General features: G+C 50.5%; 15 protein-coding genes. 7 read left to right on the forward strand and 8 right to left on the reverse strand.

All coding sequences use genetic code 11. The annotated features are described in order from the left end of the window. On the forward strand, positions 1 to 1,074 hold the full coding sequence (locus tag BLX24_RS26145) for a 2Fe-2S iron-sulfur cluster-binding protein (RefSeq protein WP_071506184.1): 1,074 nt from the start codon (positions 1 to 3) through the stop codon (positions 1,072 to 1,074). Here BLX24_RS26145 and BLX24_RS26150 read toward each other — a convergent pair. After that, a complete protein-coding gene (locus BLX24_RS26150) occupies positions 1,038 to 4,211 on the reverse strand; it encodes a sensor histidine kinase (protein ID WP_229201896.1) in 3,174 nt (1,057 codons plus the stop codon). The two genes, BLX24_RS26145 and BLX24_RS26150, sit on opposite strands and share 37 nt — an antisense overlap. A 230-nt stretch (positions 4,212 to 4,441) precedes the next feature. Here BLX24_RS26150 and BLX24_RS26155 point away from each other — a divergent pair, with 230 nt between their 5' ends. Beyond that, positions 4,442 to 6,538, forward strand: a complete 2,097-nt coding sequence (locus BLX24_RS26155) for a prolyl oligopeptidase family serine peptidase (RefSeq protein WP_071506216.1) — start codon at positions 4,442 to 4,444, stop codon at positions 6,536 to 6,538. A gap of 82 nt (positions 6,539 to 6,620) precedes the next feature. Here BLX24_RS26155 and BLX24_RS26160 read toward each other — a convergent pair whose 3' ends face one another. After that, positions 6,621 to 7,148 (reverse strand): hypothetical protein, encoded by a 528-nt coding sequence (locus BLX24_RS26160; protein ID WP_071506185.1) that lies wholly within the window; start codon positions 7,146 to 7,148, stop codon positions 6,621 to 6,623. A gap of 489 nt (positions 7,149 to 7,637) precedes the next feature. Here BLX24_RS26160 and BLX24_RS31835 point away from each other — a divergent pair, with 489 nt between their 5' ends. Then, positions 7,638 to 8,084 carry a TM2 domain-containing protein gene (locus tag BLX24_RS31835; RefSeq protein ID WP_083422187.1) on the forward strand — a complete coding sequence of 149 codons (447 nt, stop codon included), beginning with the start codon at positions 7,638 to 7,640 and terminating at the stop codon, positions 8,082 to 8,084. Between the two features lie 57 nt (positions 8,085 to 8,141). Here BLX24_RS31835 and BLX24_RS26170 read toward each other — a convergent pair whose 3' ends face one another. From BLX24_RS26170 to BLX24_RS26185, 4 genes are read right to left on the reverse strand one after another with little or no spacing between them, the layout of a single operon-like run. Then, the gene (locus BLX24_RS26170) at positions 8,142 to 8,969 is read right to left on the reverse strand and encodes a tetratricopeptide repeat protein (protein ID WP_229201897.1); all 828 of its coding nucleotides are present in this window, start codon (positions 8,967 to 8,969) and stop codon (positions 8,142 to 8,144) included. Further along, positions 8,932 to 9,813 carry a tetratricopeptide repeat protein gene (locus BLX24_RS26175; protein ID WP_071506187.1) on the reverse strand — a complete coding sequence of 294 codons (882 nt, stop codon included), beginning with the start codon at positions 9,811 to 9,813 and terminating at the stop codon, positions 8,932 to 8,934. Before BLX24_RS26175 ends, BLX24_RS26170 begins: the two co-directional genes overlap by 38 nt. Beyond that, entirely contained in the window at positions 9,813 to 10,283 is a 471-nt protein-coding gene (gene yidD, locus BLX24_RS26180; RefSeq protein WP_083422188.1) for a membrane protein insertion efficiency factor YidD, read from the reverse strand. Before yidD ends, BLX24_RS26175 begins: the two co-directional genes overlap by 1 nt. Beyond that, the gene (locus BLX24_RS26185) at positions 10,267 to 10,980 is read right to left on the reverse strand and encodes a LolA family protein (protein ID WP_071506188.1); all 714 of its coding nucleotides are present in this window, start codon (positions 10,978 to 10,980) and stop codon (positions 10,267 to 10,269) included. The genes yidD and BLX24_RS26185 overlap by 17 nt, the downstream gene beginning before the upstream one ends. A gap of 221 nt (positions 10,981 to 11,201) precedes the next feature. Here BLX24_RS26185 and BLX24_RS26190 point away from each other — a divergent pair, with 221 nt between their 5' ends. Both BLX24_RS26190 and BLX24_RS26195 read left to right on the forward strand, forming a co-directional pair. Then, entirely contained in the window at positions 11,202 to 11,519 is a 318-nt protein-coding gene (locus tag BLX24_RS26190) for a plasmid stabilization protein (protein WP_071506189.1), read from the forward strand. Further along, entirely contained in the window at positions 11,519 to 11,788 is a 270-nt protein-coding gene (locus BLX24_RS26195; protein WP_071506190.1) for a hypothetical protein, read from the forward strand. The genes BLX24_RS26190 and BLX24_RS26195 overlap by 1 nt, the downstream gene beginning before the upstream one ends. Positions 11,789 to 11,883: 95 nt before the next feature. On the opposite strand, the gene msrA is transcribed toward BLX24_RS26195, so the two are convergent. Continuing rightward, positions 11,884 to 12,474, reverse strand: a complete 591-nt coding sequence (gene msrA, locus BLX24_RS26200; protein WP_071506219.1) for a peptide-methionine (S)-S-oxide reductase MsrA — start codon at positions 12,472 to 12,474, stop codon at positions 11,884 to 11,886. Positions 12,475 to 12,740: 266 nt separating this feature from the next. On the opposite strand from msrA, the gene BLX24_RS26205 reads away from it, so the two are divergent. Beyond that, positions 12,741 to 13,643: a PPK2 family polyphosphate kinase gene (locus BLX24_RS26205; protein ID WP_143092815.1), complete on the forward strand. Its 903-nt coding sequence runs from the start codon at positions 12,741 to 12,743 to the stop codon at positions 13,641 to 13,643. 63 nt (positions 13,644 to 13,706) lie between these two features. On the opposite strand, the gene BLX24_RS26210 is transcribed toward BLX24_RS26205, so the two are convergent. Continuing rightward, positions 13,707 to 14,402, reverse strand: a complete 696-nt coding sequence (locus BLX24_RS26210) for a LytR/AlgR family response regulator transcription factor (RefSeq protein WP_083422189.1) — start codon at positions 14,400 to 14,402, stop codon at positions 13,707 to 13,709. Between the two features lie 193 nt (positions 14,403 to 14,595). Here BLX24_RS26210 and BLX24_RS26215 point away from each other — a divergent pair, with 193 nt between their 5' ends. After that, entirely contained in the window at positions 14,596 to 14,997 is a 402-nt protein-coding gene (locus BLX24_RS26215; RefSeq protein WP_143092816.1) for a hypothetical protein, read from the forward strand. The last annotated feature ends 131 nt before the right edge of the window (positions 14,998 to 15,128 follow it).

The raw sequence follows: 15,128 nt of genomic DNA on the forward strand, positions 1-15,128 counted from the left end.
ATGACCAATACGCTTCACCTTCGTATCACACACATTCAGGCCGAAACGGCCGATACAAACAGTTATTACCTTGAATCAGTCGACGGGCAGCCGGTGGCCTATCTGCCGGGACAGTTTCTGACGGTTATCCTGCATCCGAAAGGCGGCGAGGAGGCCGTTGAACAGGAGGTGCGCCGGTCATATTCGATTAGTTCGGTACCTGGCGAACCCTTGCGGATGACCATCAAACGGGTCGAAAACGGAGCGATTTCCCGTTACCTGCTCAATACACTGCGGCCGGGCGATGTGATTGAGTGCCTCGCACCGGCCGGCCGGTTTACCCTGAACCGGATAGAAGATAAGGAGCCGCAGGACCTGTTATTTATCGCGGCCGGCAGTGGCATCACACCGGTCTTAAGCCTGATCAAAGCGGCCCTGACGACGACAACGGCGAAATTAACCCTGCTCTACAGCAATACCCGGGAGCGGGGCATCATTTTCCGGGAGGAACTCAATAACCTGGCCGATTTATTTCCCGACCGTTTGCAGCTGGTCCATCTGCTCAGCCACCCCACGCAGGACGGGGAAGGCCTGAAAGGCACCGTCCGGACAGGCCGGCTCAATAATGTGTTGCTGGAAACCTTGTTACCGACGTTGTTGCACGGCCCGCTCGCCGCGGCTGCCTGCTTCGTCTGTGGGCCGGGCGATTACATGCGGATGGTACAGTTTACCCTGGTATTCAGCGGAATGCGGGCCGAACAGATTCACCGCGAAAATTTTGTGGTAGAACCGGTTTTTGTCAGTGCGCCGCCGGTTCAGTCAGCCGACCGGATCGTTCGGCTGCTGTTTGCCGAAAAAGAGCTTTCCATTCTGGTACCAGCCTATAAATCAATTCTGCAGGCGGCCTTAGACGAGGGGGTTTCGTTGCCGTACAGTTGCCGGGGCGGTCGTTGCTCGACCTGTGCGGGCCGTTGCACGTCGGGGCAGGTGCACATGACGATCAACGATGTCTTGACCGAACGGGACCTGCAGCAAGGATGGGTGCTGACCTGTACGGGCTATCCGGAAAGCGACGATGTCGTCATTGAATTCTGAACCGGTGCCGGTTGCCCATCGCGTGTCGGAATATCGATGATGACCCGTGTTCCTTTGCCCGGCTCGGTAATCCAGATGATTTTTCCGCGCAGCATGGCTACCCGTGCTTCAATATTGCCGATACCTAAACCGCGCTGGCAGAGATCATAATCGAAGCCGGTCCCGTCGTCCTGGTATTCGAGCAGTACGCTTGTATCCTGCCCCTTAATGAGCAGGTCAATCTGTGTTGGTGCGGCATGTTTCAGGGAGTTGTTCAGCAGCTCCTGGGTAATTCGGTAGAGCATCAACGCCGTCCGGTGGGGCAGGTTTTCGGGGGCCTGATTGAGGGTTAAATGCGCCTGTACCGCTTCTACGGCATTGACCCGTCCGAACAACTCTTCGACCGCGGCCACATAGCCATACTGTTCCAGCGTCCGGGGGTCGAGTTTCCGGAGCAGGTTGCGCACATCGCTGATCGTATCATTGATCAATCCGAACATATTGGCCTTAATACCCAGCACATCCGGCGATTGCTGCAGGTGCTGCACCAACTGCGATGCATACAGCTTCAGCGTCGCCAGCCGGGTGCCGATCTCGTCGTGCAGGTCGCGGGCAATGTCTTTTTTGACCTGTTCCTGGATATCATAGGCCAGTTGCAGGCGTTCGGCCTGTTTTTTACGCAGAGCATTAACCCGTCCGCGAAAAATGCTGTAAATCAGCGTACCGATCACCACCAGCATGGTTACTATAAACGGTGCTCTTAACCAGAACGGTGGCCGCACATGAATATGCAGTTGCCGGACATGACCGCTCCAGTGCTTGTCTTTGTTGGCGGCGCGGACCATAAAGGTGTAATCACCGGGCGGGATGTTGGCATACCGGACATAGTTTTTGTTACCGGCCTGTACCCACCAGTCGTCATAGCCCGAGAGCTGGTACTGATACACATTCTGCCCGTTGCTGAAGTAGTCGATGGCAGCAAATTCCATCGAAAAGGTATTTTCGGCATAGGACAGTTCAATCGACGGCACTTCCCCTACGTAGCGGTCGGTCATGTACGGTTCCTCGTTGACCTTCAGGTCATAGATATGCACTTTGGGGTTGAACAGGCTGCTCCGGTAATGAGTGGGCCGGAAGTAATTGAACCCGTTGACCCCGCCAAAGTAAAGTTTACCGTCGGTGGTTTTCAGGTACGCGTTCCCGTTGTATTCATAGCCCTGAAGACCGTCGGTCAGCGTGAAGTTGGTAAAGGTCTCCGTGCCCGGATCAAACCGGGCGATGCCGCGGTTTGTGCTCATCCAGAGGCATTTGTGGTCGTCCATCAGAATGCCGTAGATGAAGGCATTGGCCAGTCCGCTGGATTCGGTAAAAAGCCTGATGCGTTTGGTCTGCTGGTTGTAGGCCCCGAGCCCGCGATCGGTGGCAATCCAGGTGGTGTGTCGCGTGGTATCGTTGAGCATGTTCAGCACGGTGAAGCCCTTTAAGCCGAGCCGCAGCAGTTTCCAGGGGCCGGCCTGCCCGGCCGGCGGAAGCTGGTAAACCAGGAAGCCGTTCAGGTAGGTGCCTGCCCATAATTGCCGGTTTCGCGGGTCCAGACAAATCGAAAAAATGTTTTTACCGGCCAGTACCGGCGCCCTCGACCAGCTGTTGTGGATCACATCCAGCAGATAAAGGCCATCTTCGGTGGCGGCCAGCAACGTGGCCGAGTCGAGACTACACAGGTTCCGGACGTAGTTTGCCGCCACCAGGCTGTTGTAGTTGTCGGGGAAATCGATACGGGTGAAGCTTTTGGCGGTTGTCGAGTACTTCAGTACCCCACCAATGCTGCCAACCCAGATACGCCCCCAATCGTCGCGGAGGAGGCTTTTGACAGGGTTATAGGTAGGTAGGTTCTGACGCTGGGCGTTGAGTTTAAACCGGTCAACAATCCGGTAGCTCATGGGATCGAACACATCAATTCCTCCCTCATTGGCAATCCAGATGCGCCGGGGCGTTTCTTCCAGAAAACTCCGGACGGTATAGTTGGTCAGCTGTTGTTCGGCAGGCACCATGTCGTTCTGACTCTGCCGGGTAAAGCCGCCAAACAAAAACGCATTCGGAATAACTTTAGCCAGCCCGTCAGGGTCAACGTTGGCCCAGACCACGTTATGGTCGTCGACAAAGACTTTGTTAATCTCAAAATCGGAGAGCCGCCGGCTATTGTTGGTAAATCGGGTAAACTGCCGGAAAATCTGTGCCCGTTTGTCGAAGAGCAGCAACCCGTCCGACTGCGTGCCCAGCCAGAGTCCGCCGCTATGGTCTTCGTCCATGCTGAAGACCGGGCTCATCGGCCGGTTTGCAAAGGCATGATAGGTCTCATACTGACACTGGTTATAATTGAGCCGGATCAGGCCATTAGAGGTGCCGAGCCAGGCGGTTTGCTGATCTTTCTCCAGTAAAAACGAAAAAATGGCCTGTGGGTCACCAACCTGGTTGTCGGGCCGGTCGCTGAAATAAGTGTAGGTTTTCCGTTCGGCCAGATTATACCGGAGCACCCCTTTGGGAGCGTGTAGCCAGATATCGCCGGAGGCCGTGCGGGTGGTGGAACTTTGCAGGTCATATTCCCGCGTGGGCCGTAGTGCGGGATTGAGTACTGTTTTCCGGAGGGTATGCCAGTCGATAGACACAAGGCCTTCGAGGTCGCTCAGATAAAGCACTTCCTTCTGATCACTGTAAAAAGGTAACGTGCGGTTTGAGAGACTGGTGCCGTTGGGGGCAATAGCCTGAATACAGTCGAACCGGTTGCTCAGGCGGTCGTACCGGTTAAGTCCCTCTTCGGTTCCGATCCAGAGGTTCCCGTCCGGTGATTCAACGATCCCGAAAATATTAACGCCCAGGATAGCACCATTACGGGTTTGGGTGCTCCGGCGTCCGTGATTTCTGGACCCTTCGGTGGTTACCTGTTTCGGGAAACGGGCGTCGGGCCGGAACGTTTTGAAATGCTGGCCGTCGTAGCGGTTCAGTCCGTCCTGCGTACCCAGCCAGAGAAAACCGCGGCTGTCTTTGTAGATGTAGTAAACCGACCCTTGTGTCAGCCCTTCGGCAACCCCGATATGATCGATACGAAATGCCTGCGCACAGGTTAGCCGTGCCAATCCGGTTAACCAGAGTACCATCATAAGATAACGCAGGATATGATGTCGATGTACCGGCATACGGAGTAAAGCTAAGTTCGGTGACTCTTCTGTGACCTTCAGTGCCATGAAAAGTAACAAAAGTGCCAGAAAATGACAAACTTAGGTACAGATTTCGCTCCTGATCATAAATCTGGCTAATTTAGAGGGGAATTTATTTTTACCCTCAACTCGCTTCATCGATGCGTACTTCAAAATTCATCGCTTATTCGTTGATGTTAACCACTTCTGCAACATTGGCCCAGCAGGGCCCGCTTACGTATCCGCAAGCGCGTAAAACCGACCAGACCGACGATTACCACGGCACCAAAATCGCAGACCCTTACCGCTGGATGGAAGACGACCGTTCGGCGGAGACTGCTGAATGGGTGAAGGCAGAGAACAAGGTTACCTTCGCCTATCTCGACCAGATTCCGTACCGCAGGCAGCTACAGGAGCGCCTGGAAAAGGTCTACAATTACCCTAAGTATTCGGCACCGTCGCGGAAGGGCGAGTGGTATTACTTCTACAAGAACGACGGCCTGCAAAATCAGTCGGTGCTCTACCGGCAGAAAGGCCTCGACGGCACACCGGAAGTCGTTATTGACCCGAATAAACTCTCTACCGACGGCACAACCCGCCTGACAACATTCGCTTTGTCGAAAAACGGTAAATACGCGGTGGTCGGAACGTCACAAGGTGGTTCTGACTGGAACGAATACCGGGTGATGGACATGACCACCAAACAGTACCTGAGCGATAAAATCGAATGGGTGAAGGTATCGGGGGCATCATGGCAGGGCGATGGCTTCTACTACAGCCGTTATCCGAAGCCGGAAGGCAGCGCACTGGCTGCTAAGAACGAAAACCACCAGGTGTTTTATCACAAGCTCAATACACCGCAGTCGGCCGACCGGCTGGTGTACGAAGATAAAGGCAATCCGCAGCGGTTTCATACCCTCGGTACGACCGAAGACGAGCGGTTTGCTATCCTGAACGTGAGTGACCGCGGAAAAGGGAAAGACGGCAACGCCCTGTTTTACATCGACGCAACTAAACCGGCTCAGTCCTTTATACCGATTGTGGCCGACATCACCGATTTTAGTTACGGGATACTGGATAATGTCGGCGGTGATTTCCTGATCGAAACCAATGCCGATGCCCCCAACAGCAAGGTGATGAAATACAGTCCGGCCACGAAGAAATGGACGGTGATTCTGCCGGAGAAGCCGGAACCGCTGACAAGCTCCGGAACGGCCGGTGGCAAACTGTTTGTGCAGTATTCGAAAGACGTTACGTCGCGGGTATATGTGTATGACCTGAACGGGAAGCTTGAAAACGAAATTCAGTTGCCGGGTATCGGAACCGCCAGTGGCTTCGGCGGCGAGAAAGACGATAGGTTTGTGTTCTACACGTTTACGTCCTTTACGTTCCCGCCAACGATTTACCGCTACGATATCGCCACGAAGAAAAGTACGGTGTTCCGTGAGCCGGAGGTTGATTTCCGCCCGACAGACTACGAAACAAAGCAGGTATTTTATACCAGCAAGGACGGTACTAAAGTCCCGATGTTTATTACCTACCGCAAGGGCGTTAAGCTGGACGGTACCAACCCGACCCTGTTGTATGGCTACGGCGGGTTTAACATCAGCCTGCCGCCATCCTTCAACTCACTGCTGATCCCGTTCCTGGAACAGGGGGGCGTATATGCCCAGGCCAACCTGCGCGGTGGTGGTGAGTACGGCGAAAAATGGCATGAGCAGGGCATGAAGCTTAAAAAGCAAAACGTATTCGACGACTTTATTGCCGCCGGTGAGTACCTGATTGCTCAGAAATACACCAGTCCGGCCAAACTGGCGATCCGTGGTGGTTCTAACGGCGGTCTGCTGGTGGGCGCTGTCATGAATCAGCGGCCTGACCTGTTCCGCGTAGCCATTCCGCAGGTGGGCGTTATGGATATGCTGCGTTTCCACAAGTTTACCATCGGCTGGAACTGGATTGCCGATTATGGCAGCAGCGATAATCCGGAAGAGTTTAAGGTGCTGGCGGGCTATTCGCCGATTCATAACATCCGCGAAGGGGTAAACTATCCGGCGACGCTGATTACCACCGCCGACCATGACGACCGGGTTGTACCGGCCCACTCGTTTAAGTATGCGGCGACGTTGCAGGAGAAATACAAGGGCAATAACCCGATGCTGATCCGGATCGACGTAAACTCAGGCCACGGGGCCAGCAATACGAAGAAGAACATTGAAACCATGGCTGATATTTACGCTTTTACGCTCTGGAACATGGGGGTAAAGAGCCTGCGCGAAATCGCGGCTAAGTAATTAACACAGGTGTTTAAGCGAAAGGGCCGCCGGATGATTCCGACGGCCCTTTCGCTTAAGATTTATGTAGCGTTATCTGTTATCAGAATTTAAAGGCTACCCCAACTTTCAGAGTTGATACACCGTAACCTAATTCAGCAAAACCACCAAGGTTTGGTTTGAAATAATAACGGCCACCCACATGTACCCCTAAGAAAGCGCGTCCGCCGTAAGCGTTATCGTACACACCGGTATAACCTGAGTTATCGCTATATTTTGAAATGTAGTAGCCAAGGCTAACACCACCGTACACGTCAAGCTTATCATTGTTTAGATTTAACAATTCATTCGCGTGATATGAGCCACGAACACCAATAGGAATAAATGTATAACGCCATTTGTAACCTACATAGCCATAGCTCCATGAGTAATAGTCGATCTGCGGGCCTACACTGATATTATCTGTAACACCAAATTCTAAAGAAGCCCCGATTGGAACACCGCCGCCATAGTATGACCCTAAACCAAGGCCAAGGTTCAGCAATTTATCGCCTTTTTGGTACTGTGCAAACGCCTGCTGGCTTGCTGCCAGGGCAAATATGAAAAGAACAGTCGCGAGAATTTTTTTCATGTTAATCAGAGTTTTGAGTGAAAACACAGTGCAAAGAAAAGGACATCAAAAGCAACGGAACAACTATTGGTAACGATGACTTATTATTCGGTCGAAATCAGTTAACAAAATGTGATTTTGGGCTAATAAGTGGCTAATTCATGCGTTCCCAGCGTCACTATATGTGTGTTTTGATGCGTATAAGTATCCTTTTGCAAGTGACTTCCAAACTAGCGGTACTCTGAAAAAGTTTGAATGATCTGTATCAGCGGGCCATATGAGTGTTTCAGGACAAAAGTAATAGCCGGATAATGATCAATTAGATGTAACAGGAAAAGTCCCTGATTACCAGATAATAAGTTTTTTCTTTATAAGCGTCAGGCGGGTTAAGGCGTTTGTGGTTTCATTCACAGATGTTTACCGGTTCAGAAAAATGTTTACCAGAAGTTGCATCGTGATGGATAAAACTGTTGCTTTGAACAGTAAACAATTAAAACCATCATTCATTCTATGAAAAAACTATTCCTTACGTTTTTTGCTGCCGTAACGTTTATCCTCTCAAATAATGCCATGGCTGCCGAAACGGCTGACATGTATATGGTTGACGATCAGCAGGTCGAACAACTGATTGCTCAGAGCGAAGACATGAGCATGATGGTTGCCCAGGCCGACCTGATGCAGACGACTGAGGCTGCTACGTCCCTGGCTCAGCCTGCTAAGGTTAAAGCATCAGACCAGAAATTCGTACCGGCTCTGTTGCTGAACCTGTTCCTGGGTGGCTTTGGTATTCACCGTCTGTACCTGGGTACTAAGCCATTAACATGGATTGGTTATATCCTGACGTGCGGTGGTATCTTCGGTATCGTTCCGCTGGTTGACCTTATTGTGATTATCATCAACAACGAGAACCTGTCTCAGTTTGTTGATAACCCTAAGTTCTTCATGTGGGCTAAATAAGCGCACTGACTTATACTGAATGGATTAGTGGTGGCACAAGGAGTGCCACCACTTTTTTTATTCCTTTTGTTGGCCCGCCAGCTGTAACGTCTGCGCCTTTAGTTTTTCGTTAAAAGCGTTAACTTTCTTTGCATTATACTGATTAACCAGTACTTCAGCGCGGCGAACCCCACCGGCGTGGAATGACCCGAATAAAGCCGCCCCCACGCCCCATGCCGACAGGTAATAATGGTGCATGAAACTAACGACACCAAAATAAAGGCCTGCCGACTGCACGAGAATGCTCAGCAGAGCCTCGCCTGGCCGACCGGCGTAAAATTGCCCGCCACCCGGAATAAACGTCGATAACCACTGGGCTTTCTTTACACTTTTCAGCTTAGGCAACTGGTTATAGACCGTAATCAGTGTTGTATCCTGACCGGCTCCGTGCGCCAGTTGTTTAAAATACGCCGCCGCTTCCGGCCAGCGCTGTAATTCGTTCAGTGACAGAATCCGTACGGCCTGTGTAACCGGTGAAAGAGACAGATCGGGATGCAGGTAAGCGATGCGGTCGGTTAGCGAAATGGCGTTTTCGAACTGACCGGCCAGATAGGCGCACAGGATTTGTTCCTGCCGGAGCTGAAACAACAGGCTGTCGGTACTTGTCTGCTGAATCTGCGTGTTCAGAAAGTCGATGGCCTGCGTATAGCGGCCCCGTAGTTTGAGGCTCTGCGTTTTACCCGACGCTGCCGCAAAACGGAGCGCCGGACTTGTTTCGGTGAAAAGAACCCGTTCGTAGGCCACACCGGCCTCCAGATACTGACCGGCAGTCAGGAGCGAATCCGCTTTCTGTAAAAACGATTGTGCCTTAATTGAGCAAGTTCCGGATAGGAATATGCATATCAAACAAAATCTTGTTATCATACACCCGATTGAATTCACTGCGTTTGATGTTAACCGATAAGACACTGCCCCAGATATTGCCGACGTAAAAGACCGTAAACAAGGACCCGAAACCAATAAAGCGGGCACTCAGTGGTCCGTCTTTCCGGAGCCCTTCGTAAGTGAGGAGGCCCAGCGTCAGCACGGGCAGAAACGAAGCAATACCCTGTTTGGTTTTTCCGGCGTATACCTTGCCTAAACCCGGCACAAGGGCACTGTATAGCCCGGCCACCACCGGCGACCGGCGCCTGGCCGATTGCAGCTGTTTCCGGTAGTCGTCCATGCGTTTTTCTTCGTTGGCCATCGCATAGGAGCCGTAGCTGAATGCCTGCCGTTGCCGGTCATACTGTTCATATTGCCGCTGTAGCAGCGCAATGCCCCCGAGCTGCAAGGCCTTCAGCTCATGCAGGGACGAGTCGGTTGCCGGTGCTTTCTGTAATATGTCAGCGGCTTGCTGCCGTTGCCCCTGAAAGGCCAGACAATAGGCCCCGAAGTATTGCGACTTAAGGTAAAAAGCAGAGGTGGGCGATACCTGCAGCAACTGCCGGCTAGCCTCGTCGAGGGATTTGGTACTGTAGGCAATCCAGCCACGGAAAAACAGCAGGGAGTCGAGTTGAGCCGGTGTCAGGCCGTCAGGTTTAATGTTTCCGAGCACGTAGGCCGCTTCGTCAAAGGCGTCTTTATCTGACAAATACTGGGCGAAACGCCATTCCTGCGTAAAGTCAGGACGGGTTTGGGCCCATATCGATGAACCGGCTATGCTCAGCATACACAGCAATACAAAGCGGAGGCGAACAGGCAGTGACATTAGCGGTAGCGGCTGAGAGAATCAATGATCATGCCCGTATCGGGATCGAGATCAATCGCGTGAATGTCCAGCAACCCGATGCGGTTGCAGCGCATAATGCGGTCGGCGCTCAGGAAAACACCTTTCAGCACACCGTACTGCTCAATGGCCTGTTTGCTGAAATTAGAACAGGAAAGCTGATACGGGCACGAGCGGGCCAGCTGCTGCGACATCAGGCGCTGATAGCCCAGCATAGCCCCTTTCAGCGCCAGCGATACCGGATTGTATTTTGCCACCCAGCTACGTTGCCGGAACTGTACGGCATTGGTGTTGTTGCCGGGCAGCCTGTACTGCGCAAACTCCTGACCGGTCCGGAAATTACGGCCCGCAATCAGGTCCAGGTCCTGCTGGCGGCGGCTTTGTGCCATGGTGCCGGTAACGATCAGCAGCGCCGCCAGAAAGCCTGGCAGAAACTTAGTGAACTTTGGCATTGGCCGGAATGGTGTAGTTAAAATACGGGCTGTTGGCCGATCCGTTCAGCAGAAAACCTCCATAGGTCGTTTTGGAAACCGACGAATCTTTGTCAGCATACACGATTTCGGTCGATGTGGTCGGGAAGGGGCGTCCTTCAATAGGCTGGTAATTATAATAAAATACCTTGCGGATGAGCTTTCCGTCGCCGCCGGCATAGTGCATATAAACCGGATTCATCTTGTCATACACAATTTTTATCCGCTGAATCTGCGCCTTCGGGTCCGCAACCTTGAGCTTCCATTCGGTAACGAGGAGCTTTTGTACGTAATAGGTTTTATCCTGTACATAGCCGATCTGCGTCAGACCCATGTCAGTTGTGTTGCCGTTGAGGAAGTAAGCCAGCTGGGTTGTCTGGGTGCTGAACATCGCGTTCTGATAGCGCAGGACTGCGTTTTGTTTCGGGTCATAAATACGGGTTTCGCCAAGTTTATTTGCCAGAATGATCACTTCACGCGGATAGGTAAAGTGGGTCACCATGTTCCCGTTACGCTGGTAGTACATATCACCTTTGATGGTAACGGATTTGCCCTGTTGCACCTGACGGGTAACAACACTCGCTGAGAGTTTTTCGAGAGACTGACTTTGTGCGGCAGCACTGTATAAAAGAAACGCGGCCAGCAACGTGCGGCAACGTAATTGAAAACAAAAGGTCATCGGTGGTAATGAACGTCACTTGTGATTAAGAAGAGTGTAAAAGTAATAGAATGTCGCCGATTTTTTGTCTTAAAAGGGTTAGCCGGTAGGTAACTGTAACCGATGATTAATATTTGAAAACATAATAAAAGGTCTCCTGTTTACCCCATTAAAAAGATGCTGCCGGGGCGGTATAGACTGTTCCGGATGGCACTCCTTGTTTCATTTAACATACCAAAACGATGCCTAGAGGAGATAAATCGGCCTACACCGACAAGCAGATTCGGCAGGCGGAGCACATTGAGGAGAGTTATGAGGAGCAGGGCCTTTCGGGCGAAGAAGCAGAACGTCGTGCGTGGGCAACGGTAAATAAAATGTCGGGTGGCGGCAAAAAAAGTGGTGCCGGCCGCGGGCATGCCGTCGATAAGGAACCTGCTGAAACCGGTGGCCGGAAAGGTGGTGCCGCATCGGCAGCGCGTTCACCTGAGGAGCGTTCTGCTTCGGCGAAGAAAGCGGCTGCTACGCGGAAACGGAATGAAGCCGCCAGAAAAGCAGCCTGATGCAGACGAAACCGGTAACGATTGCCGAATTCCTGACCCCGTTTATGTTTGTAGCCCTGCTCGGGGTGCTGATGATTGTTGAGGGATTCATGCATATGGGGCGCGAAAACAACGCCCTGCAATTTATTTTCGGTGTTCCGGTACTACTGGGTGCGCTTGGGGCTCATTGGGTAGTGTGGCGGGCCTCGCTCCGTAATCTCCGGACGATGTGGATTGTAGAAGGTGTGCTGGTTGCCATTTTCTGGTACTTATTTTATTATGTTTTTTAAAGACAACATACTGTCAAAGCCAAAACAGCCGGGAAGTTCTGAGCTTCCCGGCTGTTTTGGTCAGTTGCATATAAGGCCTGTCAGGCATCCGGAAATCAGTGATTTGCCAGTGCGTCCTTCTTCAGTTTTTCTTTGAAGACCTTCTTGAATTTATCAAGCTTAGGGGCGATGACGAAGGCACAGTAGCCCTGATCCGGGTTTTGGGCGAAATAATTCTGGTGGTAATCTTCCGCCACGTAGAATGTCGATGCCGGACTGATCTCCGTTACGACCGGTTTGCCGTATGCATTTTCCTTATTCAGCTCATTTTTTGCCGTTTCGGCCAGTTTTTTCTGTTCTTCGTTGTGGTAAAAGACCACAGAGCGGTACTGCGTTCCGACGTCGGCGCCCTGGCGGTTGAGTGAGGTCGGGTCGTGGCTGCGGAAGAAAGCTTCCAGGAGTTGGGCATACGTAATTTTAGCCGGGTCATAGGTTACTTCCACGCATTCGGCATGGCCGGTTGTACCGGTGCAGACTTCTTTATACGTTGGATTGGCCTTTTGTCCGCCCTCGTAGCCCGAAACGGCAGAAATAACGCCATCAAGAGACTCATACATAGCTTCGGTACACCAAAAACATCCGGTACCAAATGTCGCCTTTTCCAGCTTATCCGTAGTTGATGCCGAGGCCGTGTTTTCTGTATTCATGGTTTTGGTTTTTTGCTGATTAGATTGGCTGGCTGTCTGAGCACAAGAGGTCATCGACAAGGCCGAAAACAAAGCCAGCAGCCATCCTGCAACATACTTCTTTGCAAAAGCGTTAGCAAACATACGTTAAATGTTAACAGTTGTTTAAAAGGTAATTAAACCTACGATTTTCAAAACAAAAGGGATTGTTTTCTGTGTAGCTTAGTGCACAGAAGCTGTTCTGAAGAGATAACATTCCCGATTTTCATAAAGTTTACCGAATGCTTATGGCTGACAAGTTTTTGCCCATCAAAAATAAAGATTTTCTGGCCGATGGATCGGATGAGTTCTGGCACCGGGATGCACCGACTAAAATTGATGACCTGTACGAGAACGAAGCGGATTACGAAAGTAAGCTACAGACGTTAGTGCAGGAAATCAACGAGTTGCAGGAGCGGATGTATGCTCATAACCGCTATGGGGTCGTTGTCATTTTTCAGGCGATGGATGCGGCGGGGAAAGACAGCACGATTCAGCATGTGTTTGCAGGAGTTAACCCGCTGGGTGTGCGCGTTAATTCCTACAAACGTCCGTCTGACAAGGAACTGGACCATGATTTCATGTGGCGTAATTTTCTCGATATGCCTGAACGCGGGACCATTACGATTTTCAACCGCTCCTACTACGAAGAGGTGCTGGTTGTAAAAGTTCACCCTGAGATTATCAAAACCAGCCAGCGTTTACCGGAGGAGCTGACCGACGACATGGACAAACTCTGGGAAAACCGGTATAAAGACATCCGCCACGTCGAAACCTATTTTTACCGCAACGGCTTCCGGGTGATTAAGTTTTTCCTGAATGTTTCGAAAAAGGAACAGGGCAAACGACTGCTGAAACGCATCGACGAACCGGAGAAAAACTGGAAATTCGAGAAGCAGGACGTTGTTGAGCGCGGTTTCTGGAAGAAATACATGAATGCCTATGAAGAGGCGATCAATGCCACGGCAACTGATAAGGCGCCCTGGTATGTCATACCTGCCGATGACAAGAAAAACATGCGGTTGATTGTGGCTCAGCTATTGGTAAACGAATTGTCTGCCTTAAAGTGTACTTATCCCGAGCCGACCGAAGAACATCTGGCGTCGCTCAAAGAAATGGCGCAGATGATACGTGAACAGGATAAAGAATAATTAACAAAAAAGCGGCTCAGGAAACCTGATGCCGCTTTTTGCCTTCTGGACTAGATACTAAGCCTAAGCGATCGGCACACTGTCTGTAATATCTTTACGATAGGTACGACCGATGGGAATAACCTGCTCTTGAATAGTAATCTGCATGGTTAACAGACTAATGTCATTAATATGGTTGAGGTTGACAATAAAGCTTTTGTGTACCCTCAGAAAACGGCTATCCAGTAAATATGCCATTTTCTGTAAAGACCGTTTAACTGCATATCGTTTCGTCGCGGTTTGTATTATAGCGTAGTTGCCCTCAGATTCAACCCAGTGAATAGACTGAAGGTCAATGCGTTCCATTTTACTTTGATTATTACGGACAAATACGGATTGAATCGGCGAGTTCCGGAGATGTTCGGCTGCCGGATATAAAAGATCAATTGTCCGTTGAAGCGTTAACCGGTGAAAAGGTTTAATCAGTAGTGCTGCATGTGCAAACTGCCGGATTCTCTCATAAGCAAGTTTGAACGGGTGAGCGGTCGAAAAAATAATCGGTAATGATAACGCTTGCGTTCGGTTCAGCAGAACGAGCGTACTTTTACCGTCATCCTGAAATAATTCCGAAATGACCAGATCAACCTTACCGGGATGCAACCACTTTTCTGCCTGTTCAATGGATGATACTGTACTAATCAAGGTGAGTGCGTTTTCAGTCAGAATCTGTTTCATTTCTGCTGCACACACTATGTCGCTCTCTAAAAGCAAAATTTTCATAGTCTTCCACTACTATTGTAGGTAAATAGATAAACATGTTCATGGTTTGACTTGCTTTGGTATTCATTAGACTGCCATTTCATAAAAAGTAACTTCCTGAAATCACCCTTAAATGCCCGAATCTGTACCTTTTTAGGTGTGCTTGACTGGTTTAGCAAATTTGTTGATAGACAAGCACTAAACAAAGCAGATTATGGAACCACTAATACACCTTGTTGAAGAATACCTTCGCTTTAGAACTAAACTGTTGCGTGTACTGGAAAATATAAACGTGAACCGGCAGGAGGTAATGGATGTGGTAAATTTATCAGGACAGCAGTTGCTGAACCGGCGTCGTAAACCGGAAACATGGACTAATGATGAACTGACACGGCTGGCTACGTATCTTCACCTTGATAATACGATCTGTTTTCATATGCGGAAGCTGGCGGTATTTATTGATCTTATGCCTTCTTCGCAAAAGTTTTACCTGATGCGCCGGATTAGTATCAATGCGACCAAAATGCACCGCCGCCGGGCTAACTATAATACCTGGAAAGTGGAGGAGCTTCAGTTGCTCGTTGTTACGCTAAAGAATATGCCGGTTGTTGACTAGCCAGGTGAAACGTATATACGTCTTTGTTTTATCCTACAAATAATGCCGTTCCCACTCTGATTTTTCAGCTTCGTCTAAATTTTGGTCAAGTACCTTATATATGACATTACCTTTGTAGCTGTTCAAACAAC

Origin of the sequence: Arsenicibacter rosenii (assembly GCF_001870735.1) — a bacterium.
GTDB lineage: Bacteria > Bacteroidota > Bacteroidia > Cytophagales > Spirosomataceae > Arsenicibacter > Arsenicibacter rosenii.